23 protein-coding genes are annotated in these 26,709 nt (G+C 34.6%); 22 read left to right on the plus strand and 1 reads right to left on the minus strand.

The genetic code is table 11. From position 1 onward, the window contains the following. Positions 1–6 precede the first annotated feature (6 nt). From AC1EJ5_RS00845 to AC1EJ5_RS00865, 5 genes are all read left to right on the plus strand, one after another. Complete coding sequence (locus tag AC1EJ5_RS00845; RefSeq protein WP_479813958.1) at positions 7–1,611, plus strand: sensor histidine kinase; 1,605 nt, start codon at positions 7–9, stop codon at positions 1,609–1,611. A 1-nt stretch (position 1,612) separates the two neighbouring features. Further along, positions 1,613–2,356, plus strand: coding sequence for a response regulator transcription factor (locus AC1EJ5_RS00850; RefSeq protein ID WP_479813960.1), 744 nt, complete (start codon positions 1,613–1,615; stop codon positions 2,354–2,356). 102 nt (positions 2,357–2,458) lie between these two features. Further along, positions 2,459–3,544 (plus strand): extracellular solute-binding protein, encoded by a 1,086-nt coding sequence (locus tag AC1EJ5_RS00855; protein WP_308748973.1) that lies wholly within the window; start codon positions 2,459–2,461, stop codon positions 3,542–3,544. Between the two features lies 1 nt (position 3,545). Further along, positions 3,546–4,619, plus strand: a complete 1,074-nt coding sequence (locus AC1EJ5_RS00860) for an ABC transporter ATP-binding protein (RefSeq protein WP_348938798.1) — start codon at positions 3,546–3,548, stop codon at positions 4,617–4,619. Continuing rightward, positions 4,603–6,261, plus strand: coding sequence for an ABC transporter permease (locus tag AC1EJ5_RS00865; RefSeq protein ID WP_479813962.1), 1,659 nt, complete (start codon positions 4,603–4,605; stop codon positions 6,259–6,261). Before AC1EJ5_RS00860 ends, AC1EJ5_RS00865 begins: the two co-directional genes overlap by 17 nt. Positions 6,262–6,483: 222 nt before the next feature. Here AC1EJ5_RS00865 and AC1EJ5_RS00870 read toward each other — a convergent pair whose 3' ends face one another. Beyond that, on the minus strand, positions 6,484–7,293 hold the full coding sequence (locus AC1EJ5_RS00870) for an AraC family transcriptional regulator (protein WP_308748976.1): 810 nt from the start codon (positions 7,291–7,293) through the stop codon (positions 6,484–6,486). A gap of 105 nt (positions 7,294–7,398) precedes the next feature. Here AC1EJ5_RS00870 and AC1EJ5_RS00875 point away from each other — a divergent pair, with 105 nt between their 5' ends. From AC1EJ5_RS00875 to AC1EJ5_RS00955, 17 genes are all read left to right on the plus strand, one after another. Then, complete coding sequence (locus AC1EJ5_RS00875; protein WP_308748977.1) at positions 7,399–8,709, plus strand: oxidoreductase; 1,311 nt, start codon at positions 7,399–7,401, stop codon at positions 8,707–8,709. Further along, positions 8,706–9,464: a 3-ketoacyl-ACP reductase gene (locus AC1EJ5_RS00880; RefSeq protein ID WP_308748978.1), complete on the plus strand. Its 759-nt coding sequence runs from the start codon at positions 8,706–8,708 to the stop codon at positions 9,462–9,464. Before AC1EJ5_RS00875 ends, AC1EJ5_RS00880 begins: the two co-directional genes overlap by 4 nt. After that, positions 9,433–11,295 carry an FAD-binding protein gene (locus AC1EJ5_RS00885; RefSeq protein ID WP_308748979.1) on the plus strand — a complete coding sequence of 621 codons (1,863 nt, stop codon included), beginning with the start codon at positions 9,433–9,435 and terminating at the stop codon, positions 11,293–11,295. Before AC1EJ5_RS00880 ends, AC1EJ5_RS00885 begins: the two co-directional genes overlap by 32 nt. A gap of 94 nt (positions 11,296–11,389) precedes the next feature. Beyond that, positions 11,390–12,433 carry a TRAP transporter substrate-binding protein gene (locus AC1EJ5_RS00890; protein WP_308748980.1) on the plus strand — a complete coding sequence of 348 codons (1,044 nt, stop codon included), beginning with the start codon at positions 11,390–11,392 and terminating at the stop codon, positions 12,431–12,433. 8 nt (positions 12,434–12,441) lie between these two features. Next, positions 12,442–12,903 (plus strand): TRAP transporter small permease, encoded by a 462-nt coding sequence (locus tag AC1EJ5_RS00895; protein WP_479813965.1) that lies wholly within the window; start codon positions 12,442–12,444, stop codon positions 12,901–12,903. Next, positions 12,904–14,178, plus strand: a complete 1,275-nt coding sequence (locus AC1EJ5_RS00900; RefSeq protein WP_308748982.1) for a TRAP transporter large permease — start codon at positions 12,904–12,906, stop codon at positions 14,176–14,178. 373 nt (positions 14,179–14,551) lie between these two features. Next, positions 14,552–15,565 carry a LacI family DNA-binding transcriptional regulator gene (locus AC1EJ5_RS00905; RefSeq protein WP_308748983.1) on the plus strand — a complete coding sequence of 338 codons (1,014 nt, stop codon included), beginning with the start codon at positions 14,552–14,554 and terminating at the stop codon, positions 15,563–15,565. A gap of 241 nt (positions 15,566–15,806) precedes the next feature. Next, complete coding sequence (locus AC1EJ5_RS00910) at positions 15,807–16,433, plus strand: bifunctional 2-keto-4-hydroxyglutarate aldolase/2-keto-3-deoxy-6-phosphogluconate aldolase (protein ID WP_223418084.1); 627 nt, start codon at positions 15,807–15,809, stop codon at positions 16,431–16,433. Then, the gene (locus tag AC1EJ5_RS00915; RefSeq protein ID WP_479813967.1) at positions 16,433–17,458 is read left to right on the plus strand and encodes a PfkB family carbohydrate kinase; all 1,026 of its coding nucleotides are present in this window, start codon (positions 16,433–16,435) and stop codon (positions 17,456–17,458) included. The genes AC1EJ5_RS00910 and AC1EJ5_RS00915 overlap by 1 nt, the downstream gene beginning before the upstream one ends. Positions 17,459–17,521: 63 nt before the next feature. Beyond that, positions 17,522–18,514, plus strand: coding sequence for a sugar kinase (locus AC1EJ5_RS00920; protein WP_308748985.1), 993 nt, complete (start codon positions 17,522–17,524; stop codon positions 18,512–18,514). 413 nt (positions 18,515–18,927) lie between these two features. Continuing rightward, positions 18,928–19,890 (plus strand): LacI family DNA-binding transcriptional regulator, encoded by a 963-nt coding sequence (locus AC1EJ5_RS00925; protein ID WP_308748999.1) that lies wholly within the window; start codon positions 18,928–18,930, stop codon positions 19,888–19,890. Then, positions 19,890–21,338, plus strand: a complete 1,449-nt coding sequence (locus tag AC1EJ5_RS00930; RefSeq protein WP_308748986.1) for a tagaturonate reductase — start codon at positions 19,890–19,892, stop codon at positions 21,336–21,338. Before AC1EJ5_RS00925 ends, AC1EJ5_RS00930 begins: the two co-directional genes overlap by 1 nt. Next, positions 21,335–22,816 carry a UxaA family hydrolase gene (locus AC1EJ5_RS00935; RefSeq protein WP_308748987.1) on the plus strand — a complete coding sequence of 494 codons (1,482 nt, stop codon included), beginning with the start codon at positions 21,335–21,337 and terminating at the stop codon, positions 22,814–22,816. The genes AC1EJ5_RS00930 and AC1EJ5_RS00935 overlap by 4 nt, the downstream gene beginning before the upstream one ends. A gap of 8 nt (positions 22,817–22,824) precedes the next feature. Beyond that, positions 22,825–23,856 carry a zinc-binding alcohol dehydrogenase family protein gene (locus AC1EJ5_RS00940; protein WP_308748988.1) on the plus strand — a complete coding sequence of 344 codons (1,032 nt, stop codon included), beginning with the start codon at positions 22,825–22,827 and terminating at the stop codon, positions 23,854–23,856. A gap of 159 nt (positions 23,857–24,015) precedes the next feature. Continuing rightward, a complete protein-coding gene (locus AC1EJ5_RS00945; protein ID WP_308748989.1) occupies positions 24,016–24,906 on the plus strand; it encodes a C4-dicarboxylate TRAP transporter substrate-binding protein in 891 nt (296 codons plus the stop codon). Positions 24,907–24,917: 11 nt separating this feature from the next. Next, positions 24,918–25,406, plus strand: coding sequence for a TRAP transporter small permease (locus tag AC1EJ5_RS00950; RefSeq protein ID WP_479813970.1), 489 nt, complete (start codon positions 24,918–24,920; stop codon positions 25,404–25,406). A gap of 25 nt (positions 25,407–25,431) precedes the next feature. Beyond that, positions 25,432–26,685 carry a TRAP transporter large permease gene (locus tag AC1EJ5_RS00955; protein WP_479814002.1) on the plus strand — a complete coding sequence of 418 codons (1,254 nt, stop codon included), beginning with the start codon at positions 25,432–25,434 and terminating at the stop codon, positions 26,683–26,685. The last annotated feature ends 24 nt before the right edge of the window (positions 26,686–26,709 follow it).

The raw sequence follows: 26,709 nt of genomic DNA on the forward strand, positions 1-26,709 counted from the left end.
AAGATTATGCTTTATTCGCACAAGATTTATAAGGGGATTTTTAAAAAGGTTTTGGGCTTTTTGATCCTAATCATCCTTGGACTTTCAGGCCTTTATGTCTATATCTATTATGCGGTTGATTTCAAGGAAGCTAGGACAAATCTTGATGCCGTTTACAATGAATTTGCCCTAATTGACACGAGTTTTAAAGATTTCCTTAAGGAAAATGAAAAAGAAATTGACGCTGGTTTAGAAAAAGGCAAGGCTAGCCAAAGCTTGGTAAATTCTTATTATAGTTTGGCAAATGAGCTAGGAATCGACTACCAAATTGATTTTTATCCAACTAAGGGAAATGATTTTTCCTATAGCAAGAAGAAAAGAGATTACAAATCTTTTAGGTCCTACCAAAACATTATGGGCCTTGATAGGGACGGAATTTCCACAACTTTTTTTAGGGATAGGAAGGACTTTGTCTATGTTCTTAGGGGCAAATACAAAAATGGCCAGGCAGTTTTATATATACCTGGTGGGAATATTTCCAGGAAAATCAGACTTAAGGCTGGTGGCTTTTATATAACAGACCATTATGGGAGGGTGATATTTAACGACTTGGCTTTGGTTGAAAATAATTTGGATAGGCTAAATAAGCTTAGGCCGGATTTTTTGGATAAGGGGACCTATATCGAGGAAGCTATGGCCTACGGAGATTATCAAGTCCACACCATTGTAAAAAGAACCATTTCAAACGACCAATTTATTTATATCCTTTCTTTGATTTTCCTTGGGGGATTTTTAATCCTTGCCTTTTTACTAGTATCTATCAGGGGCTTTATAGAAGACTCAACAGCAGTAATTGCAAGGCTTAACGAGGAAATTGATATGGTTGCCGAAGGAGAGCTTGACCGCATCGACATAAGGACTGACGATGAGATAAATTCCATAGTAAAAAATATAAATAAGCTAATTGACTCAAAGAAAATCCTTCTAGATAAAAACGTTAGGCTCAAATACGTCAACAAGTACAACGAGTTTAAGATGCTTGAATCTCAATTCAATCCACATTTTTTGTACAACACCCTAGAGCTAATTTCAATTACCATGTATATTGACCCCAAAATATCTGACAGGCTAATCCAAGACCTAAATGAAATCCTAAGGTATTCCATAAATGACCTGTCTTTTATCAGGCTGGATGAGGATATTTTCTATATTTACAAGTTCTTAGACATCGAAAAAATCAAATCTGAGGACAAATTTAAATATCAAATCGAAATGGACGAGGAAAGTGGGGAGGTCTTGGTTCCTAAACTTTTCCTCCAGCCAATTTTGGAAAACAGTTTGAAATACGCAAGAAAATCTACTTCTAATTTGGATTTGAAAATAGAAATTAAACGCAAGGACAAAGACCTTTTGATAAGGATTAGGGATAATGGCAAAAAGCTGGCAAAAACAGAGATTGAGAGGCTAAATTCTTATCTGGAAGTAGAATCAAAAAAAGATTATATTTCTATGAAGCACCACGGTCTTATTAACACCTACAACAGGCTAAGGATGCTTTATAAGGATAAGGTTTGGATAGGCTTTGTGGATGATAGCGAGGGTGTTTGTGTGGAAATAAGGATAGGATTATAAGATGATAAAAGTTTTAATAGTTGAAGATGAAAATTTAATTAGGAAAAAACTCCTCCACTTCATTGACTACGACGCCTTGGGAATGGTTGTTGTGGCTGACGGATCTAATGGAGTCGAGGGAGTTGACCTTATCAAAAAATACCAGCCGGATATTGTCCTTGCTGATATAAATATGCCCGAGAAAGATGGGCTTGATATGATAAAAGAAACCCTCGATTATGATTATATAGCCATAATTATTTCGGGTTATGATTACTTTTCCTATGCCCAAAGAGCGCTTAAATACGGGGTTACGGACTATCTTTTAAAACCAATCAGCCTTGATGATCTAAAGGAAGCTCTGATAAATGCTAGGGAAATAATTTATAAAAAGAGAAATGTAATTTCCCAAAAAACGGACCTTGAAAATGCGGTTGATATTAGCCTAAATCCGCTTATAAAGGATAGTACTGTTCTTGAAATGATTGACTATATAAAGAACAACTACGAGGAAAAAATTTCGATTTCAGACCTATCAAAGGAGTTAGCTTATTCAGAATCCATGCTTAATAGGAAGTTTAAGAAGGAAGTCCACATCACTTTTAACGAATATTTGAACAGATATAGGATAAATAAGGCTATCGATTTGCTTAAAAATTCTGATTATAATATTACAGAAATTGCTTATATGTGCGGGTATTCTTCTGCAAAATATTTCGCCAGGGTCTTTAAAAAATACCTCGGTATGTCGCCATCTGACCTATAAAATGTAAAGTTGATTAAAAAGTACACCTATTGTGTAAAATAGTGTACTTTTTTTGTGGGTAAAAATGATATACTATAGGTAAGAAAACATTTGGAGGAAAATATGAAAAAGAAATTACTCAGTATTTTAGCAGTATTTGGACTTATCCTAGCTTCAGGATGCGGAAATAATGCTAAAGAAGAAAACGATGTCAAAGAAGAAAAGGCAGAAACAAAGGTAGAAGAATCTGCTGAAGAAGTAAAAAAGGACGATGAAGAAACTTTAATTGTTTATTCACCAAACTCAGAAGGACTTATCAACTCAATAATTCCTGCATTTGAAGAAAAATATGGTATCACAGTTCAACTAGAACAAGCTGGTACAGGCGAACTTTTCACCAAACTAAGAGGTGAAGCATCAGCTCCAGTAGCAGACGTTATCTTTGGTGGATCATTCTCTACCTATTCTGAAAACAAAGACTTATTTGAAGAATACGTTTCAAGCCACGATAGCGAACTTCCAGAAGCTTTCAGAAACAAAGATGGCTACAAAACAAGCTATACACTTGATGGTTCTGTAATTATCGTAAACAAAGACCTTACAGATGGTATTGAAATCAAGGGTTACAAGGACCTATTAAACCCAGAACTTAAGGGCAAAATCGCAACAAGTGACCCATCATCTTCATCATCAGCTTTCTCACACCTAACAAATATGTTAGTAGCTATGGGTGGCTATGAATCAGACGAAGCTTGGGATTATGTTGACAAATTATTTAAAAACATCGACGGCAAAATCCAATCATCTTCATCTTCAGTTTACAAAACTGTAGTAGACGGAGAAATGGCAGTGGGTATTTCTTATGAAGACCCAGTTATGCAACTAATCAAGGACGGTGCTGACAATATCGATATAGTTTACATGGAAGAAGGAGTTATCTTCCTACCAGCAGGTTCAGGTATAATTAAGAACTGCTCACACCCAAACAATGCTAAGCTATTCATGGACTTCCTAAACTCTAAAGAAGCTCAAGATATTCTAGGCACACAAACAACAAACAGACCAATCAGAGAAGACGCAGAAGTAAGCGACTTTATGAAACCAATCACAGAAATCAAGCAATTACAAGAAGATTATGACTATGTAAACGAAAATAGAGAAAAAATCATCGAAAGATTTACAAACCTTCTTGTAGAAGCAGGAAACTAAGATGTCAAAAATTATAATCAAAGACGCCGTTAAAAAATACGGCGAAAAGACAGTAATAAAATCTGTCAACCTAGAAATCCAGGATGGTGAATTTTTCACCCTCCTTGGGCCTTCAGGCTGTGGAAAGACAACATTACTTAGGATGATAGCCGGCTTTAATTCAATTGAGGGCGGCGAATTTTATTTTAATGACACCCTCATTAACAACATGGACCCATCCAAGAGAAACATAGGAATGGTATTCCAAAACTATGCAGTCTTCCCAAATATGACAGTTAGGGGCAATATAGAATTTGGCCTTAAAGAAAGAAAGGTACCAAAAGATGAGATGGATGAGAGAGTTGAAAAAATTCTCGATATAATGAAAATCAGAGAATATGCCGACAGAAAACCTCAAAACCTCTCAGGTGGTCAGCAACAAAGGGTGGCCCTAGCAAGAGCTATAGTTATTGAGCCAGACGTTTTATTAATGGATGAGCCTTTAAGTAACCTAGATGCTAAATTAAGGGTAGACCTTAGAGAAGAAATCAGAAGAATTCAAAAAGAAATTGGTATCACAACAGTTTATGTAACCCACGACCAAGAAGAAGCTATGGCAGTATCAGACAGGATTGCTGTTATGAAAGATGGAGTTATTGAACAATGTGACAAACCAAGAAAGATTTACCACAAGCCAAACAATATGTTCGTAGCTTCATTTATAGGAACAAACAATGTATTAAGTGGAAATTATGACGCAGATAATAAAGAAATTATCATAGATTCTGGAGAAAAATTCTCCTACAATCTAGGAAATCAACCTAGCCAAAGGGTTAAACTTTCAGTTAGACCTGAAGATTTTAGGATAGATCCAAATGGAGATGTGGAAGTAAAAATCAACGATGAAGTCTTTTTAGGCTCTACTATGCATTACAATGTAGAACTTAAGGATAAAACCCTTTTGAACATAATGGAAGAATCAAAGTTTGAAGAAATCAGCAGGGTAAATACAGACACTAAATTAAGGATTAACCTTGATAAAATCAACGTATTTAACGAAAAAGGAGATGTGAATCTCAATGAAAACGAAAGCTAATAAATTTGGATTTTGGAAAATAATTACCCTAGCCATCCTAGCTGGAGTTTTGATTTTTCTAATCTATCCAATCACCAGACTTTTAATCCAATCTTTTTATAACAAAGAAGGCAATTTAAGTCTTGCAAACTTTACTGAATTCTTTTCAAACAAGTACTATTTTTCAACCATTATAAACAGTTTGAAATTATCAATAATAGCCACAGTCACAACCATTCTCCTAGCTACACCAATAGCTTATTTTATGAGTTTTTATAAGATTAGGGGAGCCAAGGTTTTAGAGATAATCATAATCCTTGCTTCAATGTCAGCACCTTTTATCGGAGCTTATTCATGGATCTTATTGCTTGGTAGAAATGGTATAATAACAAACTTTTTTGCTGGCATTGGCCTAAATATTCCTGATATATACGGTTTTGCTGGAATATTACTAGTATTCACCTTCCAACTATATTCATTAGTATTTTTATATGCCAAGGCAGCCTTTGAAAACCTTGACGCATCCCTTATGGAAGCAAGTGAAAACTTGGGAGTGACAGGCTTTAAGAGATTTAGGAAAATAATCCTACCTCTTGTGACCCCATCACTTTTAGCAGGAGGACTTTTAGTCTTCATGAGATGTATGTCTGACTTTGGTACCCCAATGCTAATCGGTGAAGGATATAGGACTTTCCCAGTATTAATCTACAATGAATTCGTAGGTGAAGTTGGCCAAAACCAAGGCTTTGCATCAGCCATAGCCATAATTGCCATAATAGTAACCAGCGTAATTTTCCTAATACAAAAGAAAATATCAGAGAAAAATGCCTATTCGTCAAACTTCTTAAATCCAGTCCAAAAGACTAAGCTTAAAGGAGCAAAGGGCCTTCTAATCCACCTTTTTGTCTACATCATCGTAGGCCTATCAATCCTACCACAAGCTTATCTGATCTTAACATCATTTAAGAACACATCAGGAAAGATATTCATTGACGGATATTCATTAAAATCTTACCACACAGCCTTTGCAAGGATGGGAACATCAATCAGAAACACCCTCCTTTTACCACTCCTAGCCCTTATAATTATCATAATCCTATCAGTTTTGATAGCCTATATAGTAGTTAGGATAAAAGGCAAACTTGCAGCAGCTATAGACGTATTCACTATGGTGCCATTTATCCTCCCAGGAGTTGTAATAGGTATTGCCCTCCTAACAGGATTTGGAAATGGAATGATGGGATCAAACTTCCTAGTCTTGGGCGGAACAATGTGGATAGTAATAGTATCCTTCGTAATAAGGAGACTGCCATACACCCTAAGGTCAGCCACATCAACCCTTCAGTCCCTCCCAATATCCCTAGAAGAAGCGTCCTATTCACTCGGAGCAAGCAAGTTTAAGACATTCGCACAAATCACCCTCCCACTAATGATGAGGGGAGTAGTAGCAGGCTCAATTTTATCATACGTAACCTTGATATCAGAGCTATCTTCATCCATCATCCTTACAAATTTAAAGACAAGGACAATGACAGTTTCTATCTACACAGAAGTAGTAAGAGGAAACTACGGAGTAGCCGCAGCACTTGCTACAATGCTAACAGCATTCACAATCTTAGCCCTAATCGTATTTAATATGATGGGAGCAAAGAAAAATAAATAAAATTTTCTAAGTGCCCTCTAAAGACCCCAAGCATTGACTTGGGGTTTTTTGCGGGGAATTTAGAAAAAATCAAGAAACATATATAAGTTATGATAAATTATAGTAGATCAATAGATACATAGTGATATAAGATATTATTTTAATTTACTTAAATACTTTATAACACCTTACAGCGTTTGAGTATATCTACAAGTGAAAAAATTTATAAAAAAGGTTATTATTTCAGTCTGATTTATAAGATGATCTATAGCGGGTAGGAGTGATGCTTTCGTATTTTTTAAACATTCTAATAAATAATGTTTCTGAACTATATCCTATTTTGTTTGTTATTTCAGAAATTGATAGATTACTATTTACTAACAAATCTTTCGCTATAGAGATTCTAACAAGTATCAAGTACGTTTTAAAGTTGTATCCTGTAATTTTTTTGAAGTGCCTGCTAACTTCATATCTATTTATGAAAAAGAGTTCTTCTATTAATTTTAAATTAATATTATCCTTATAATTCTTATTGATATATTCTTGAATCTTAAAAATTGTCTTTTCAAAATCAGTGTTTTCCCAATTATAAAAGAAATCGTTAGATCTAAAAATCAGAATCATTAATTGATTGATTAGAAGCTTTTCGTATTCTTTCGAAAAAATAGATTCGTTGTAATTATTCATTAAATTATCAAAAATATCTCTGATTTGAGATGATGTATTTTCATTAAATTTAAAAACGTATGGAAAATTATCAGGTCTATTTTGAAATATTTTAATATATACTTTAGAGGGTAACATATTTATTTCTTGTAAATCTTTAATCTTAACTACATATCTATTGTAAGGATACGTATTGATATGCATAGAGTGTTTTTCTAAATTAGAAATTATAACGATTGAATTTCTGTTTGCTAAAATTTCTTTTCCTTCTATCAAGAATATACTACTACCTTCTTCAATAAAAATGATTTCAACATCATTATGAAAATGTATATTAGGTATATTTAAACTATCAGTATTGTAATATATATCTATATTATGTTTCATTAAAAATCCCTTTCTACAAGAAATGTATATACTTTTACAAACTTTGATATCGTTATCCTTATTTTACTTTGTTATAATGATAATTAAAGAGTGGAGGTATAGATATTGGAAAATATAAGGAAGTTTGGATATACAAATATTGGAGACTTAAATATAGAATTAGGCAAACATGGTATCCATGCGGCAAAGGAAATGGCCGATTTAACTTCGCCAATTATGTTAAATGATTTTAAGCTTGTAAATAGGCTGGTTGCTCTTCCTATGGAAGGTGTAGATGGCAAAGACGGCAGGCCAACTGATCTTACCAAGAAAAAATACATAGATGTAGCCAAGGGTGGCTATGGATTAATTTGGCTTGAGGCCACTTCCGTTAATAAGGAAGGTATGAGTAATGACAATCAACTCTTTATTAATGATGATACTGTAAACGATTTTCAAAGCTTAAATTTTGAAATAAAGGAAGCTTCAAAAGAATCAGCCTATGGTGGCGAAGCTTATACAGTTTTACAATTAAACCATTCTGGAAGATATTCAAATATTGGTAAGGAAGAAAATGCTCAAATAGCAACTCACAGAGAAAAACTAGATGCCAAAAGAGGAATAGAGAAAGATAGGGAACTTGTAAGTGACTCCTACCTTGATGGGCTTAAAAATGATTACCTAAAAGCAGCTAGGCTTGCTAAAAAAGCGGGCTTTGATGCTGTAGATATCAAGGCTTGCCATGGCTACCTCTTATCAGAGCTTCTTTCAGCTACAGATAGGAAGGGTACTTATGGTGGAAGTTTTGAAAATAGGACTAAATTCATCCTTGAAACAATTGATCTAATTAGAAAAGATGAGGAGTGTAAAGGTCTTGATATAGCTGTTAGACTTAATATGGCGGATATGACTGAACATGGTTTTGCAACCACAGCCAACCTTGACTATGACCTTACAGAAACAATAAAGCTTATTGAACAATTACAGGCTAGGGGTGTAAAACTCATTTCCCTAACCCTTGGAAATCCTTATTTTATTTCATATATTAGCAAGCCTTCAGATTTAAAAAAGGATGAAACAATTGAAAGTCCATTTACTTCTTCATTTAGGATTTTTGAAATGTGTGGAAAACTCCAAAAGCTCTTCCCGGAAATGATCTTTGTGGGAGTTGGCTATACATTCTTCAGAGAATTTGGGGCAAATGTTGCGGAAGGACTCATCCGAGATGGAAAGATAAGCCTAGCTGGTTTCGGTAGAGACATGCTAGCCTATCCTGAATTAGGAAATGACCTTCTAAAAAATGGAAAAATGGACAAAAATAAGGTATGCATAACCTGCAATCTTTGCTCAAAGCTTAAGGCAAACTTTTTGCCAGCAGGATGCGTGGTTAGAAATAGGCAAACTTATGGTAAGTATGTAAAGGAATTGAATAAATGAGTGAAAGAGTAGCTATTATAACTGGAGCCACTAGGGGAATAGGACTTGGTATTACCAAGCAACTTCTAAAAGATGGTTACAAAATTTGCGCCTTTGGGACAAGAAATATTGAAGACTACGACGAATTTAGCAAAATCTACGATGAAGAAAAAATCTTCTATTATAAGGGCAATATCGCCGATAAAGAAGACAGGAAAAAGTTCGTAGAAAAGGCCTATGAAAGATTTGGCTCAATTAATATTCTGGTAAACAATGCTGGAGTTGCGCCAAAAGTTCGAGAAGATATATTGAAAGTTTCAGAAGAAAGTATAGATAGACTTTTTGAAATCAACACAAAATCAATGTTCTTTTTAAGCCAAGACGTGGCAAGAAGGATGATTCAAGATAATTCAACAGAAGATAAGTGCATTATAAATATTTCTTCAGTGTCTTCATCAGTTGTGAGCACTGACAGGGCTGACTACTGCATATCAAAGGCTGCTATATCAATGATTACAAAACTTTTTGCTTCAAAGCTTGGAGAATATGGAATAAATGTTTATGAAATCCAACCAGGCATAATAAAGACAGACATGACCAAGGTTGCTGAATCAAAATATGACAAGCTTTTTGCAGAAGGAATTACTCCTATTAAAAGATGGGGTTATCCTGAAGACATAGCCCTAGCAGTAAGTGCCCTTGCTGAGTTTAAGTTTAAATATACAACAGGACAGGTGATAAGAGTTGACGGCGGCTACACATTACAAACTTTATAAAGAAAAATACGATGCAATAGTCGTTGGATCTGGAGCAGCGGGCTTTAATGCCGCTAATAGGCTATTTGAAAACGATATTAAGAACATAGCTATTATTACAGAAGATGTTAACTTAGGTACAAGTAGAAATGCTGGTTCGGATAAGCAAACTTATTACAAATTGGCCTTAGAATCGTCAGATGATGATTCTGTTGACAAGATGGCGGCGGTTTACTATGATGGAATGCACATTCATGGTGATATAGCCAAGGTAGAAGCTAGCGAATCAGTAAGATCCTTTATGAACCTAGTAGAACTTGGTGTGGAATTTCCCTTTAATGAATACGGGGAATATATAGGCTATAAAACAGACCACGATCCAAACAAAAGAGCTACATCTGCAGGACCTTATACATCCAAACAAATGACAGAAAAGCTTGAAAAAAGAGCTAGGTCTTATGGGATAAAAATTCTTAACCATTACAAGGTTGTAAAAATATTTACATCTAAGGATGAATTTGATGGGGTCTTGTGTTTAAACAAGGGAGATTTTTATCTGATAGAAGCAAAAAATATAATTTATGCAACAGGAGGACCAGCAAATCTCTACTCCAACACTGTATATCCAAATGGACAAAAAGGGTCAACTGGCCTTGCCCTAGATGCGGGTGTAAAGGGCATGAACCTAACTCATTTCCAATATGGGATGTCATCAATAAAGCCAAAGTGGAATGTGTCAGGGACTTATATGCAGGTGATGCCAAGGTTTTATTCCCTAGATGTAGATGGGAATGAATATGATTTTCTTGCTGAATATTACGATGACTTTAAAGTCTTACTTAAAAATGTCTTCTTAAAAGGCTACCAATGGCCGTTTGATGTTAAAAAAATTGAGGGTTCATCTATGGTAGACTATCTTGTATATAAGGAAGAAGTTTACAAAAACAGGAGGGTCTTCCTTGATTTTAGGAACAATCCATCCTTCAAAGATATTCCCTTTGATGACTTAGATAAGGAAGTAAAAGATTATATCTTATCTAATGATGCAAGACTTGAAAAGCCAATTGATAGGCTCCTTAAGATGAATAAAAAGGCCTACGATTTCTATATTGACCATGGAGTGGACCTTAAAAAAGAGCCACTGGAAATATCTCTTTGTGCCCAACACAACAACGGCGGTCTTTATATAGACAAGGACTATCAAACCAATATCAAGGGCTTTTATGCTGCAGGTGAAGTTGCAGGAAGTCACGGCATCTATAGGCCAGGCGGATCAGCCTTAAATGCAGGCCAAGTTGGGTCAAAAAGAGCTAGCGAAAACATAAAGCTTGCAAAGAAAGATTTTTCAGATAGGGACTGCGAAAAAGAAGCTAGAGATTATATAGAAAAATTCCTTAATCTAGTCGGAGAAGAATCAAATATTAATGATTTAATAGAAAACTACCAAGAAGAGATGACATCTTTTGCAGCAGCCTTTAGGAATATAAAAGAAATTGAAATCCTAATTAAAAAAAGAAGAGAGACCTACAAAAGCTTTTTTGACCAAGTTAGGGCAAAGAGCCACCAGCTAATCAAGGCCTTTGAGTTTTATGACATAGTAGTTGGCCAGTTGGTTTATCTTGAAGCTATGAAAGATTATTACGACCATATCAAAGCGAAAATTGGCGGTAGCATCTATTTTGAAGATGAAATTGATTTTGCAAGTGATGGAGAATTTGTAAACCAGGTCCAAGTTACAGAATTTAAGGATGGAAAATCTTCTTTTGAGTGGGAAGAAGTAAGGCCAATTCCATCTGTCAATCAACCATTTGAAATTCAGTGGAATGAATATTTGAAAGCGATAAATATATAAAAAGCATAGCTTTTGTTAAGGGGGTGGAAATAAGAAAATAATAGTAGTTCATTCGATGATTCGTAGTAAATTTAAAACAAAGTGAGGTTAAGAAATGAAAATTAAAAAAATATTTACTCTATTAATGGCCGCTTTAGTATTATCATCTTGCGGCGGAAATGATAAGTCAGACGATAATGTAAAAAAAGAAAATAATAATGTGGCAAATTCAGAAAGTTCAGATGTTGAATACGAACTTAACTTGGGAGATGTTTTATCTGAGGAACACCCACATTCAAAATCCTTTTACTATTTTGCAGATAAGGTAAAAGAGTACACTAATGGCAAAGTAAAAGTAAATGTCTTTGTAAATTCGACACTAGGAAATCAGAGCGATTTAACCGAAGGATTGTCACTAGGTACTGTTCAGATAGCTAAAACTATGTCTACTGTATTATCTACATATAATCCTGAGATTCAAATATTTGATGTTCCATATCTTTTCAAAAATGAAGATCATTTCTTTGAGGTTGTAGATGGTCATATTGGTCAAGAATTAGCTAAGGAAGCCTTAGCAAAGAATGATTTGGTTGGTCTAGGTTATTTCTATGCAGGAAAGAGAAGTGTATACAGCAATAAAGATATAAATTCGATTGATGATTTAAAAGGAATGAAATTAAGAGTTCCTGAAGCTCCAATTTATCAAGATATGTGTAAATCATGGGGAGCTTCTGGTGTTACAATGTCTGTAGGTGAGCTATATACATCTTTACAAACAGGTGTAGTAGATGGTGCTGAAAATGCTCCTATATTCTACGAAAATCAAAAACATTACGAAGCAGCTCCATACTTTATTCAGACAGAACACGTAATTGCACCAGATATTGTAGTTATGAGTAAAAGTTACTTAGAATCAATGCCTAAGGAATATCAAGATGCAATAGAAAAAGCTGCTAAAGAAATGGTAGATTATGAAAGAAAGTTATGGAAAGATACAGAAGAAGAAACAATATCTAAACTAAAAGAAAAAGGTGTTACTTTTAAAGAAATAGATAAAACACCATTTATTGAAGCTAGTAAACAAATTAGAGAACAATATAAAGATATAGTTGGAGAAGATAAACTTAAAGAAATTGATAAATTAGGTGAAAAATACTAGGGGATAGCATGAGAAAATTTTTTTCAATGTTAAATAAAATTGAATATTTTATTATAACTAGCTCATTCTTTGTTCTTCTATTTGTAGCATTTTTACAAGTTTTTTCGAGGCTATTGATTCATAAACCTCTTGCTTGGACTGAGGAAGCAAGTAGATACTTATTTATATTTAATGTTTTGCTTGCATCAGTAGTTGTAACCAAGAGAGACGAGAATTTCAAAGTGGATTTTGTGTATGAAAAATTTGGTAAAAATGGTAAAAAATTGTTAGATATTGTTGGATTAATTATAATAATGCTCTTTTCACTAATATTAATTGTATATGGATTAGAGTTAATTAGAACTGGCGGAAATAGAATATCACCATCATTAGGTTTGTCTATGAAGATAGTCTATTTACCAATACCAATTATAGGTATCCTGAATTTTATCCATATATTTGAGAAGATTCTTAATAAGAAGGAGGGCTAAATGTTAATTGTCTTATTAGCCTTGATCATAATGATAGTAGGCGCTGTTCCTATTGCATATGCAATAGGATTAGCAGCTTCAATAGGTATATTTTTAACCAATAATATTCCGACTGTTGTTGTGCCACAAAGAATGTTTACAATGCTTGATTCATTTTCACTTCTAGCTATACCATTTTTTATACTAGCAGGAAACTTAATGGATAGAGGTGGAATTTCAAAAAAATTAGTTAACTTTGCGTCTTCTATGGTTGGTCATATTAGAGGTGGACTTGGTATGGTTGCTGTAATATCTTGCATGTTATTTGGAGCCATATCTGGATCAGGAGCTGCAGCAACAGCAGCAATTGGGTCTATTTTAATACCAGCAATGAAGAAAGAAAAATATGATTCTGAGTTTTCCGGTGCTATTTCATCGGTATCAGGACCATTAGGAATAATAATTCCGCCAAGTGTTGTAATGGTTATATACGCTACAACTGCGAATGTATCTGTCGGCGATATGTTCTTGGCAGGATATATACCTGGAATATTAATAGCCGCTGGTTTAATATTTACAGTTTATATAATCGCTTTAAAAAATAATTATCCTGCTGGTCCAAAACCTAGTTTAAAGAATTTTTTGGTATCGCTTAAAGAATCTGTATGGGCTTTATTAATGATTCTTATAATAATGGGTGGAATATTATCTGGATTGTTTACAGCTACTGAAGCAGCATGTGTGAGTGTTGTTTATTCACTTATTGTAGGAATGTTTATATATAAAGAACTTAAAATTAAGGATTTACCAAAGATATTCCATGATAGTGCATTAACTACCGCAGGAGTGATGTTCTGTGTGGCAACTACTAATATTTTAGCTTGGTTTATGACCCATCAACAAATTCCAATGATGGTATCAAAATTATTGACAGATAATATAAGTAGTAAAATTGTATTATTGTTAATGATAAATATAATATTTCTATTTTTAGGTACTATATTAGATTCGACTCCAGCAATTATACTCTCTGTTCCAATACTATTGCCAATTGCACAAAGTATAGGAGTTGATCCTGTGCACTTTGGATTGATAGCCACAGTGAACTTAGCTATTGGGCAAAGTACTCCGCCTGTAGGTTTAACTTTATTTGTTGGTTCTAGTATCGCTGGGGTTAAACTTCAGGAAATGATGAAGTATTTGATACCTTTCTGGATTTCAAGCATTATAGCTTTAATGCTAGTAACATATATTCCTCAGATATCGATGTTTTTACCAAACTTGATAGGGGGATAATAAGCTTAAATCAATGCTTTGTACTTAAAATATCATCGTTATTTGAAAATTTTTGATATTAATAAAATATAAAAACAAATAAATTATATTATCAATAAACGGGATAAGTTTTACAAAATAAAACTCATTCCGTTTATTGAATTTTTTTAAAAACAATTTATTATTAATGTTAGATTTATCAATTATAATATCTCCATTATATATTTTATTGACTTATAGATTGCGTTGATGTTTGTAAAATTTTATAGGGTTTTATATAAATATATTGAATGTCTATTGTAAAAATTGTTTCTAAAGTATAATCATTAATAACAAGATTTGTAATCGTTTGCATTGATTCTATATACTGATTGAAATTTTATAAGAGGCAAGAATGGATATTTATGATATAGCGAAGAAGTCGGGTTATTCTACGGCGACTGTTTCTAGGGTTATTAACAAGTCGCCTAATGTGAGTGACAAGGCTAGGAAAATTATAGAGGAAATTATTGAGGAGTCGGGCTATAAGCCCAATAGGATAGCGAGGAGTCTGGCGAAAAATTCTACCCAGATGATTGGGATTATGGTTCCTGATATTAGGGGATATTTTGAGAGCCAATCGGCCTATGAACTTGAAAGGAGGCTTGACAAGCTCGGTTATACCAACCTACTTTGTGTGACAACCAATAGCTATGATAAAAAGATGTCCTATCTTGATATCTTGGTTGAAAGCAAGGTTGAGGCAATAATTGGCGTTGGTTCGACATATGAGGAAAAGAAATTTTATGAAAAATTAAAAAATATGTCGGTTATCATTCCCATGGCACTTTTGAATGTTAAGACTAGCGATGAAAATGAAAAAATTGTCAATGTTTATATCGACGAAATCGAGGCTATGGACCAGGCTGTGAAGCTTTTGAAGGATAATTCTTACAAAAAGCCTCTTTATGTTTCCCTTGATACCGGCTATATGTCAAGATCCTACATTGGTAAAAAATCTGGTTTTGTAGAGGCTCTTTATAAGTATTTTGAAGATGCGAATTTTGTTGAGTTTAAAGTAAAAAATCCTGAGAATGATTTGCCAAAACTTATAGATTTTTTAAAGGAAAATCCAGAATTTGATTCAATCCAATTTGAGCTTGATAGCTTGGCTGTAAGTGCCTATAAATTGATGGCAAATGAAGGAATAAAAATACCTGAAGATATTGGCCTTATTGGCTTTGATAATATTGAGGCGACAGAATTTACCAACCAAGCCATAACTTCGATTGACCAGAGAATTTCAGACCAGGTTGAAATTGCGATAGATAACCTCCTTAAGATTTTAAACCAGGAGGAAGCCCAGACAAATATTGCCCTAGAAGCGAAATTAATCGAAAAAGAGACTACTGCTAGAAACCATAATTAAACAAATTATTTGTTTTTAGCTTTAGTATGGGAAGTAAATTCAAAAAAATTTCCTTAAGATTAAATTTATCGAAAAGTACTGATTATCAAGTTTTTGAGATAAATATCGAGGAGATTTTTTGATGAATTTTCAAAAAATTGTTTTCCATTCACTTGAAATTAAAAAAAATTGCCGCACAATGGTATCAGAAAAAGAAAAAATTGCTTTATTGTTTAGCATATATTTTAGAAAGGAGTAATAAATGAGCAAAGTAACAACAATTCAACAAATCACAAAACTTGGAATAGTTCCAGTTGTAAGGGCAAATTCTGCTGACCAAGCTATAGAATTTTGCAAGGGCCTAATCGATGGAGGTATCAATACTCTTGAGGTAACCTTTACAATCCCAAACGCTATCGAAGTATTCCAAAGAATCCAAAAAGAACTTCCAGAAGACACACTCCTTGGAGCAGGCACTGTTCTTGACCCAACAACAGCAAGACTTGCAATAATGAATGGGGCAAAATTCGTAGTTAGCCCATCTTTTGATAAAGAAGTAGCAAAAATGTGTAATATTTACAACATTCCATATATGCCAGGATGCGTTACACCAGCTGAGATGCTTGAAGCATACAAGTACGGTGTTGATATTATCAAACTATTCCCAGGTTCCCTAGCAGGTCCATCTTATGTAAAAGCTATCCACGGACCATACCCACACTTCCAAATCATGCCAACAGGCGGTGTAAGCCTTGAAAACATCAAAGATTGGTTTGATGCAGGTGTAGTAGCTGTAGGTGCAGGTTCAAACCTTGTTAAAGGTAGCCGTGAAGAAATAACCAAAAAAGCTAAAGAATATCTAGAAAAAATTGCGGAGGTAAGAAAATAATGAGCAAAAAAGTAGTAACCCTAGGCGAAATCATGTTAAGACTATCCACACCAGGATACGAAAGATTTGTCCAAGCAGAAAGCTTTGACGCAATCTATGGCGGTGGAGAAGCAAACGTAGCAGTATCACTTGCAAACTATGGTTTTGATGCCTACTATGTAACAAAATTACCAAGCCACGAAATCGGCCAAGCAGCCCTAAATTCACTTAGAAGATACGGCGTAAACACAAACTACATCGTAAGAGGCGGAGAAAGAGTTGGTATCTATTATTCAGAAACTGGTGCATCTTCAAGACCATCAAAGGTAATCTACGACAGATCAAACTCAGCAATAGCAGAAGCAGATCCAAGCGAATTTAACTTTGAAGAAATCTTCAAAAATGCTAAATGGTTCCACACTTCAGGTATTACTCCAGCTATTTCTAAAAATGGTGCAGAAATTACAAAAGAAGCTATGAAGGCAGCTAAGGCTGCAGGTGCAAAAGTTTCTATCGACCTAAACTACAGAGCAAAACTTTGGACACCAGAAGAAGCTCAAAAGGTAATGAAAGACCTTATGCAATATGTAGACGTATGTATCGGAAATGAAGAAGACGCATCTCTATCACTTGGCTTTACACCAAAGGGACTTGACGTAACAAGCGGCAAGCTAGATGTAGAAGCCTACCACGAAATCTTCAAACAAATGAGAGAAGAATTTGGTTTCGATATGATCGCTTCATCACTTAGAGAATCATACTCAGCAAGCGACAACGGTTGGTCAGCCCTAATTTATGACGGCAAAGACTTCCACCAAGCTCCACAATACGACGTAAGAATCGTAGACAGAGTAGGTGGCGGAGATAGCTTCGCAGCAGGATTAATCACAGGTCTATTAGACGGCAAATCAGCTGCAGATGCCCTTGACTTTGGTGTAGCAGCATCAGCTCTAAAACACACCATCAAAGGTGACTACAACCACATGTCTAGAGAAGAAGTAGAAGTTCTAGTTGGTGGAGACACATCAGGCAGAGTACAAAGATAGATAACTATTTAAGCAGGATGAGTCTTCATCCTGCTTATTTTTTTATAAAAATCGAGGTAAAAAATGAAAGATAAAATAGTATGCATGGGAGAACTTGTCCTAAGACTCTCTCCACCGAGTTTCGAGAGATTAGTCCAGGCTGAATCTTTCAGACCTATCTATGGAGGCAGCGAAGCCAACGTGGCCATAGCCCTAGCCAACCTTGGCCAAAAAGTAAAATATATAACAAGGTTACCTGACAATGAAATAGGCTATGCAGGCCTAAACAACCTAAGAAACTACGGTATAGATATGGATTATACAGCCCTAGGTGGAGACAGAATAGGAATCTACTTTGCAGAAAACGGCATAGGCCTTAGGGCATCAAAGGTAATTTATGACAGAAAACACTCAGCCATGAGCAAGGCTAGATACTTTGAATATGACTGGCAGGCGATTTTTGAAGATGCCAAGATATTTTTCTTATCAGGAATCACAGCTGCCCTATCAGAAGAAGGCAGGGAACTGACTACCTATGCCATAAAAAGGGCAAAGGAATTTGGAGTAAAAGTCATCTTTGATCTTAACTACAGGGCAAACCTCTGGCCACTCGAAGAAGCGGCTGCCTTTTATAAAACAATCCTAAACGACGTAGACATCCTAATAGGAGTCCTCCCAACCCTTCACTCATCATTTAAGGGAGTATTTGACAACGTAAGTTTAGCAAATATGCTAATAGACCTATACAAAAAATACGACCTAGAATACGCCATATCAACAATTAGGACATCCTACTCAGCATCAAGAAACTCCCTATCAGCAGGAGCATATTGTGGGGACGAATACATAAAAACCCGTGCCTACGAATTTGATATAGTAGACAGAATCGGCGGAGGAGACGCCTTCGCAGCAGGCCTAATAAACTCGCTATTCAAAGGAAACGACATCTACGACGCCCTAGAATTTGGAGTGGCCCTATCAACCCTAAAACACACCATGGAAGGCGACTTCGCAATCTTCACAGAAAGACAAGTAAGGTCCCTAATATCAGGAAACAGAAGAATGATGTTTCATTAAAAATAACAAAACGCCAAAGCTAGTAAAAGTTTTGGTGTTTTTTGTTGGGAAAATCTAAAAAAAATGTTAAGCCTTAAGGAAAAAATAGAAAATTTCTTAAAAAAACTTAGGAAAATCTTAAACATCAAAAATAAAAAGTGTTTTCAGAAGTTCAAATACCAAGGGATTAAACAATTATACTTATGAAAATAAAATAAATATGAGAAATATTTGACAAACGTTTTTATATGTGATATATTGTTATCAAACATTAGGGAAGCGCTTTCTTAAAGAAAAATACAATAATTAATAACAATTAACAAAAATTCTCCTAAAATGTTTTTATTTTTATACAAAATGGAAGCGCTTCCATTTTAGGAAATTTAACTTATGGGGGCGATTATATCAAGACAGATAATTTAAATATTTATGATATAGCCAAAGAAGCTAATGTCTCAATTTCAACTGTTTCTAGAGTTATGAATAATTCGGGCAGTGTCAGTCAAAAGACTAGAGATAAGGTTGAGGCAATCATAAAAAAGGCAGACTACAGTCCAAACAATATTGCCAGATCCTTGGCTAGCAAAAAATCTTCATTGATTGGCCTTTTGGTTCCTGATATAAGAAATTATTTCCATTCACAGGCTTGCTATGAGATTGATAATTTACTTAAGGAATATGGATACAGGACCTTGTTGTCAAACACTACTAGGGATCTTGATGAAAAAATAAAAAATCTAAAGATTCAGAAGCAACAACAAGTTGAAGGGATTATAACAATCGGCTCTGATTATAATGAAAAAGAATTTATTGATGAGGCTATAGAGCTAAACAAGACCATACCTATAGTTCAGCTAAATAACTACAATGAAAACCTTGTAAGCGTTTATTGTGACGAAAAAAATGGCATGGACCAGGCCTTGGCCTACCTAAAATCAAAGGAATACAAAAAACCAGCCTTTGTCTACATAACAAGAAGCAAGAACAACAGGGCTTTCAATGAAAAAAAGAGGGGCTATGAGCATGCCTTAAATAAATATTATAAAAATAATGCTTATATAGAATTTTTCTTGGATGATTCTTCTTATGAAGACTTGCTTAATAAAATTAAGGCTGAAGGGATTGATGCAATCCAGTGTGAAAACGATAATATAGCAATTAAACTTTTTAAGTTTTTTACAGATAAGGGATTGGATGTGCCAGGAGATATTGGAATTATCGGTTTTGATAACCAGCTAACAACTGATTATACACAAAAAAGAATTAGCTCAATCGACCATAAGATTTACGACCACTCTAAGGTTGCAGTAGACCTGCTTGTGGAATTGATAAATGATAAAGAAGTAAAAAGAGATAATGTTATAAAACCAGAATTGGTAGTAAAGGAGACAACATAATGCAAAACATTTCGGAGATTGTGAAAAAAGAAAACAGAAAAGAGACTATTTTACAGTTCGGGGAGGGAAACTTCCTTAGGGCCTTTGTTGACTGGATGATTGACCTTTCAAATGAGAAAGACAGCAAACCAGGCGATGTAGTAATTGTCCAACCGATTGCATCGGGCCTTGTAGATTTAATTAATGAACAAAACGGCATCTACACTCTCTCAATGAGGGGCAATAGTGAGACTGGCAAGAAGATTGAAAATAGGGTAATCAAGTCAGTTTCAAGGGGCATTAACCCATACGCTGATTTTAAAGCTTATAAGGAATTTGTGGAAAGCGAAGACCTTAAATATGTAATTTCAAACACCACAGAAGCTGGTATTTCCTACCACGAAGAAGGTTTCAAGGAAGACCAAGTTCAAGATTCTTTCCCGGCCAAAGTTGCCCAACTTTTATACTTTAGATACAAAAAATATAACGGTGACTTAGATAAGGGCCTAGTATTCTTCCCAGTAGAGCTAATTGACAATAATGGATACTATTTAGAAAAATATGTAAACCAACACATAGATCACTGGGGTCTTGGGGATGACTTCAAAGAATGGTTCAAAAAAGCCAACCACATCACATCTACACTTGTAGATAGGATTGTAACTGGTAGACCTTCTCCAGAAGAGGCGCAAGAATTTTTTAAGGAAAATGGCTACGAAGATAAACTCCTAGTATTTTCAGAGTTATTTAACCTTTGGGTTATAGAAGGCGATAAGGAAAGAGCTAAGGACTTTAGATTTGAAAACCTTCCTTGCAATGTGATTTGGACTGACAATGTAGCTCCATACAAGAAGAGAAAGGTAAGAATCCTAAACGGTGGTCATACCTCAACAGTGCCAGCAGCTGTTATCCACGGCCACGACATTGTAAGGGATTTTATGGAAGATGAAGTCTTTGCAAACTACCTAAATGATTTGATTGACCAAGAGGTAATTCCAAACATCGACCTTCCAAAAGAAGATTTGCTTAAGTTTAAAAATGAAGTTTTCCTTAGATTTAACAATCCATACGTAGACCACAAACTTTTATCTATAACACTAAATTCAATTTCAAAATTCAACGCTAGGTGCCTACCAAGCATAGTTGATTTCTACAATGAGAGTGGAAAGACTCCAAAACACTTTGCCTTTTCTCTAGCATCATTAATTAGGTTTTATGAGATAGAAGAAACAAGCGAAGGATACTTCGGAAAAGACGAAAATGGCAAGACATATCCAGTAAAAGATGACCAAGACTTACTTGAATTTTTCGCAGCAAAAGCAAAGGATGAAAATTATATTGACCAAGTTCTAGATTCTGATATTTGGGGATACGACCTAAGCAAACTTGGAGATTTCAAAGAAGCGGTTAAGAAATACTACGAAGAAATCAAGGCTAAGTCCATAAGGGAGGTAATGAAGGAAATATGAAAGCATATTTAAAAATTAATCCCAATGACAATGTGGCCATAGCTGTAAGAGACCTGGAAAAAGACCTTAAAATCGAGGAATTTGACCTAAGCCTTAAAGAAGATATAAAAAGAGGTCACAAATTCGCCATAAAAGATATGAATAAAGGCGAAGATATCGTAAAATACGGCATGCCAATAGGCCATGCCCTAGCAGATATAAAAAAAGGATCCTGGGTCCATGTTCATAACTTAAAGACCAACCTTTCTGACATAATTACTTATGACTATGACAAAAAAGAAGTTAATCTAAAAGATGACTTGCTTGATGAAAGCCTTAAATTCCAAGGTTATTTAAGGGAAGATGGCAGGGCAGGAATCAGAAATGAAATTTGGATTGTGCCAGGAGTTGGTTGTATCAACCAAACTTGTAACAACCTTGTAAAAATGGCCAGCAAAAAATATCCAGATGTGACCTTCCAAGCTATAACCCACACCCATGGATGTTCACAACTAGGCGATGACCTAGAAATGACTAGAGATATCCTAGCTGGATTAATCAAAAATCCAAATGCAGCTGGAGTCTTAGTTGTATCCCTGGGTTGCGAAAACAATGTAATTAGCGAATTTAAAGAATATATAAAACCATATAACGAAAAAAGAGTAAAATTCTTAACTGTTCAAGAAGTGGAAGACGAATACCAAACAGGTCTGGATTTAATTGATGACCTAGTTGGCTATAGAAATACGTTCAAAAAGGAAGCGCTTCCAATTTCTAAATTAACAGTTGGATTTAAGTGCGGAGGATCAGATGGATTTTCAGGTATAACAGCAAATCCATTGTGCGGATATACTTCAGACAAACTGGTAAAAAACGGTGCGACAACAATGCTAACCGAAGTTCCAGAAATGTTTGGGGCAGAAAAACTCCTTATGAACCGTGCCAAAGATGAGGAAACCTTTGAAGATATTGTAAGTATGATTAATAATTTCAAAGAATACTTCAAAAGCCACGGGCAAAATATATATGAAAACCCATCACCAGGCAACAAAGATGGTGGAATTTCAACCCTAGAAGACAAATCTTTAGGATGTATACAGAAGGGAGGAAGCTCAGAAGTAGAAAATGTCCTAGGCCTAGGAGAACAAAGTCATGTTAAAGGATTAAACCTCCTAAACGGACCAGGAAACGACCAAGTATCCTGCACCAACCTTGCAGCAAGCGGTTGTACCCTAATAGTGTTCACAACAGGCAGGGGCAATCCATTTGGATCGATAGTACCAACAGTGAAGATGTCAACAAACACAGAATTAGCCAAGAAAAAAACAAATTGGATAGATTTTGACGCAGGCAGGGTAATAAGCGAAGGCCTAAGCTTTGAAGAGTTAAGAGATGAATTTATAGCCTACTTACTAGAAGTAGCCAGCGGCAAAGAAACTAACAACGAAAAATACGACTTTAGAGAAATTTCAATCTTTAAAGACGGAGTAACTTTATAGGAGGTAATATGAAAACAATAAAAATTGTAAAACCTGGTCAAGTAGAAATACAAGAATGTGAAAAACCAGAAAGAAAAGAAGGGGAAGCCCTATTAAAGATTCTTTATGGAGGAATCTGTGGATCAGACTTAGGTTCATATAGAGGAACCTTTGCATATTTTGATTATCCAAGAACACCTGGTCATGAGTTCTCTGCAGAGATAGTGGATATAGATGAAAATAATGAATACGGATTAAAAAAAGGAATGAAAGTTACCTGTAATCCATATTTTAACTGCGGACACTGCTATTCTTGTGAAAGGGGCTTAGTTAATGCTTGTACTGACAACCAAACAATGGGAGTTCAGAGAGAAGGAGCATTTAGTGAATACATAAGTATGCCATTAGAGAGAATTTATGATGGAAAAAGACTTGATCCTAAGTTATTAACAATAATAGAACCATTCTGCATATCATGGCATGGAGTAAAGAGAGGAGGAGTAAAAAAATCAGATAAGGTATTAGTCGTTGGAGCAGGTACCATAGGGGTATTTGCAGCATTAAGTGCAAAATTAAAGGGCGCAGAAGTGTACATATGTGATGTATCAGAAGAAAAATTAGACTATGCAATGGAAAACTTTGGCTTTGATGGAAAAATAGTTAACTCAAGCGAAGAAGAATTCAAAAAGAGCGTAGATACAATTACTGATAACAAAGGATTTGACGTCTGCATAGAAGCTGTTGGCTTGCCACAAACTTTCCAAAATTGTATAGATGCATCATGCTTCGGAGGAAATGTAGTACTAATAGGAGTAGGTAAGAAAAATTTAGATTTTAATTTTACCATAATACAGAAAAAAGAACTTAATATTTTCGGTTCAAGAAATGCTCTTAAGGAAGACTTTTTAGACCTTATTGACTTGGTAAAAGACAATCAAGAAATGGTAGAAAAAGTGATAACAAACACATACAAAATGGACGATGTAAAAGAAGCCTTTAATGATTTTGATAACAATAAGGGCGGTCACATGTTAAAAGTAGTAATAGATTTTACAAAATAAAAGGAGATTTATATGTTTAAAAAAATATTAGGATTAGCACTAGCTTCAACATTATTATTTACAGGTTGTTCAGCAGGAAATAATGACAAAAAAGATGATAAAACAAGCGATAATGGAAAAGATAAGCCAGTCGTACTACAAGTTGCTTTTGAAAATAGTATGAGTGAGCCTCTAGGACAAGGTGTACAAAAATGGGCAGATCTTCTTAGTGAGAAATCTAACGGAAACATGAAAATAGAAATTTTCCCAGATTCACAGATGGGAGACAAGGCTGACATCATAGACTCTATGTTAATAGGAGAAAATGTATGTACATTAGCAGACGGTGCATTTTACGCTGATTATGGTGTAAATGATTTTGGTATTGTGTTTGCTCCATTCTTATTTGATTCTTGGGATGATTGCTGGAAACTAGTTGATTCAGATTGGTATAAAGAACAATGTGATAAACTTGAAGAAAAAGGTTTAAAGATTGTATCTTCAAATTGGGTTTACGGGGACAGACATACAATGACTGTTAATCCAGTTAATAATGTAGATGACTTAAAAGGAATGAAAATCAGAGTTCCAGGAAACAAAATCCAATCTATAGGCTTTGACTCATTAGGAGCTACATCTGTAGGTATGGCTCTAGGAGATGTTTATCAAGCATTACAAACAAAAACAATAGATGGAGCAGAAAACCCAATATCTACACTATATGGTAGAAAATTACACGAAGTTGCAAAGAACCTAATATTAGATGCACACGTAAAGAACTTTACAACATTTGTAGTATCAGCAGATTGGTTTAAATCTTTAACTGAAGAACAACAACAAATGTTAATTGACACCGCTAATGAAGCTGGTCTATACAATAACGAGGTACAAGCAAAACAAGAAGAAGAATACTTAAACAAGATGAAAGAAGAAGGTGTTAATGTAGTTGTACCTGATGCAGATGTAATGAAAGGCTTCAAAGAAAAAGCAGAATCATTCTATACTCACTCTGATGAGTTTGGTTGGTCAGAAGGTCTTTATGAAAAAGTAAAGGCTGCTATGGGTAAGTAGGTGAATTTATAGTGAAAGACAATAAATTTTTTAGATGTATTTTGAATGTTGATGCAATAATAGCTAGTATTACACTTTGTCTTCTTATTGTTTTAACATTTGCAGGTGTTATATGGAGGAGAGTATTGAACTCTCCTTTCACCTGGATGGAAGAAGTACAATTGGCATGTATGGTGTGGATTGTATTTGCAGGAGCTACAGTAGCTTTTAGGACAGGAAATCACGTTGCCATAGAAATGGTAGTAGACTTATTTCCAGAGAAAGTACAAAAAATTGCTACATATTTTATTTCTGCTGTAGTAGTTTTTGTTTTGGGATATTTATTTTATGTAAGCTTAGGTTTTATAAATATATTTATTACTAGTGGTAGATCAACAAGTATATTGAACATACCATATAGCCTAATATATGCTATAGCACCAGCTTCATTTATATTGATGATTTTCAATTACTTTTATGGTTTGAAGTATCCTGAAGAAGGAGGAGAATTAAATGCATAATATTTTAATTTTATCTGCCATAGTGATGCTTGCATTGCTATTTCTGAAGGTACCTGTGTTTATATCTATATTGGGTGGTTCAGCGGTATATTTCTTATTAAATCCTGGTATAAATCCAATAATATTTGCCCAGCAAGCTATAACTGGAGTTGAAAGTATATCTTTACTTGCTATTCCGTTCTTTGTATGTGCTGGTATTTTTATGAATTATACTGGTGTTACAAAAAGAATAATGGATTTCTGTGAAGTAGCAACAGCTAGGTTACCAGGTGGTCTAGCACAAGTTAACGTATTATTATCAACCCTAATGGGAGGGTTATCAGGTTCTAATATAGCTGACGCAGCTATGCAATCAAAGATGCTAGTTCCTGAAATGACTAAAAAAGGATTTTCTTTGGAATTCTCATCAGTTGTAACAGCAGCTTCATCAATGATCACTCCACTTATTCCTCCAGGAATAGCAATGATTTTATATGGGGTAATTGCCAACGTATCAATCGGAAAATTATTTATCTCTGGTATAGGGGTTGGTACTTTACTTTGTGCAAGTATGATGATTCTAGTTGGGGTAATATCAAAGAAAAGATCTTATGGCGTAATAAGTGATGAAAAAGTAACAGCTGAAAAGTTTTTTAAGGCTTTAAAACCTGCCTTGCTTCCACTTTGTTTACCAATAATCATAATAGGTGGTATAAGGATAGGAATATTCACAGCTACTGAGGCCGGTGCCGTAGCTATTGTTTACTCTTTATTTTTAGGAATAATATATAGAGAGATTAAGCTAAAAAATATTATCACTGGTCTTAAAGAAACTATTACAACAACATCATCAATAATGCTAATAGTATCAGCAGCATCTGTATTTTCTTGGATTTTAACCAAGGAACAAATCCCTCAACAATTGACCGCTTATATAATGACTGTTATTTCAAATAAGTATGTATTCTTAATTGTAATAAATATATTTTTACTATTAGTAGGTATGTTTATTGAAGGAAATGCATCAATGATAGTTCTTGTTCCTTTACTAGCACCAATAGCAGCCCAATATGGAATTAATGAAATACAATTTGCGATGATTTATATTTTCAATAATGCTATAGGAGCATTGTCTCCACCAATGGGTACATTAATGTTCGTAACTTGTAGTATAACAAAATGTAAAACAGCTAACTTTATAAAAGAAGCGGTTCCATTTTATATACTATTATTAATCAATCTTCTATTATTGACATACGTGCCAATATTTACAACTGGATTGGTTGATTTATTCTATTAATAATTTTTAGATAAGATAATTGCT

The sequence above is a fragment of the Anaerococcus sp. C0059F3 genome (assembly GCF_056590475.1).

What these genes read in the sequence shown, in the direction of transcription:
- AC1EJ5_RS00855 (WP_308748973.1), top strand. Translation starts at nt 2,459, where the DNA reads ATGAAAAAGAAATTACTCAGTATTTTAGCAGTATTTGGACTTATCCTA.
- AC1EJ5_RS00895 (WP_479813965.1), top strand. Translation starts at nt 12,442, where the DNA reads ATGAGAAAATTTTTTTCAATGTTAAATAAAATTGAATATTTTATTATA.
- AC1EJ5_RS00945 (WP_308748989.1), top strand. Translation starts at nt 24,016, where the DNA reads ATGAGTGAGCCTCTAGGACAAGGTGTACAAAAATGGGCAGATCTTCTT.
- AC1EJ5_RS00850 (WP_479813960.1), top strand. Translation starts at nt 1,613, where the DNA reads ATGATAAAAGTTTTAATAGTTGAAGATGAAAATTTAATTAGGAAAAAA.
- AC1EJ5_RS00845 (WP_479813958.1), top strand. Translation starts at nt 7, where the DNA reads ATGCTTTATTCGCACAAGATTTATAAGGGGATTTTTAAAAAGGTTTTG.
- AC1EJ5_RS00920 (WP_308748985.1), top strand. Translation starts at nt 17,522, where the DNA reads ATGAAAGATAAAATAGTATGCATGGGAGAACTTGTCCTAAGACTCTCT.
- AC1EJ5_RS00880 (WP_308748978.1), top strand. Translation starts at nt 8,706, where the DNA reads ATGAGTGAAAGAGTAGCTATTATAACTGGAGCCACTAGGGGAATAGGA.
- AC1EJ5_RS00905 (WP_308748983.1), top strand. Translation starts at nt 14,552, where the DNA reads ATGGATATTTATGATATAGCGAAGAAGTCGGGTTATTCTACGGCGACT.
- AC1EJ5_RS00940 (WP_308748988.1), top strand. Translation starts at nt 22,825, where the DNA reads ATGAAAACAATAAAAATTGTAAAACCTGGTCAAGTAGAAATACAAGAA.
- AC1EJ5_RS00900 (WP_308748982.1), top strand. Translation starts at nt 12,904, where the DNA reads ATGTTAATTGTCTTATTAGCCTTGATCATAATGATAGTAGGCGCTGTT.
- AC1EJ5_RS00860 (WP_348938798.1), top strand. Translation starts at nt 3,546, where the DNA reads ATGTCAAAAATTATAATCAAAGACGCCGTTAAAAAATACGGCGAAAAG.
- AC1EJ5_RS00935 (WP_308748987.1), top strand. Translation starts at nt 21,335, where the DNA reads ATGAAAGCATATTTAAAAATTAATCCCAATGACAATGTGGCCATAGCT.
- AC1EJ5_RS00955 (WP_479814002.1), top strand. Translation starts at nt 25,432, where the DNA reads ATGCTTGCATTGCTATTTCTGAAGGTACCTGTGTTTATATCTATATTG.
- AC1EJ5_RS00930 (WP_308748986.1), top strand. Translation starts at nt 19,890, where the DNA reads ATGCAAAACATTTCGGAGATTGTGAAAAAAGAAAACAGAAAAGAGACT.
- AC1EJ5_RS00890 (WP_308748980.1), top strand. Translation starts at nt 11,390, where the DNA reads ATGAAAATTAAAAAAATATTTACTCTATTAATGGCCGCTTTAGTATTA.
- AC1EJ5_RS00870 (WP_308748976.1), bottom strand. Translation starts at nt 7,293, where the DNA reads ATGAAACATAATATAGATATATATTACAATACTGATAGTTTAAATATA.
- AC1EJ5_RS00915 (WP_479813967.1), top strand. Translation starts at nt 16,433, where the DNA reads ATGAGCAAAAAAGTAGTAACCCTAGGCGAAATCATGTTAAGACTATCC.
- AC1EJ5_RS00910 (WP_223418084.1), top strand. Translation starts at nt 15,807, where the DNA reads ATGAGCAAAGTAACAACAATTCAACAAATCACAAAACTTGGAATAGTT.
- AC1EJ5_RS00865 (WP_479813962.1), top strand. Translation starts at nt 4,603, where the DNA reads ATGAAAACGAAAGCTAATAAATTTGGATTTTGGAAAATAATTACCCTA.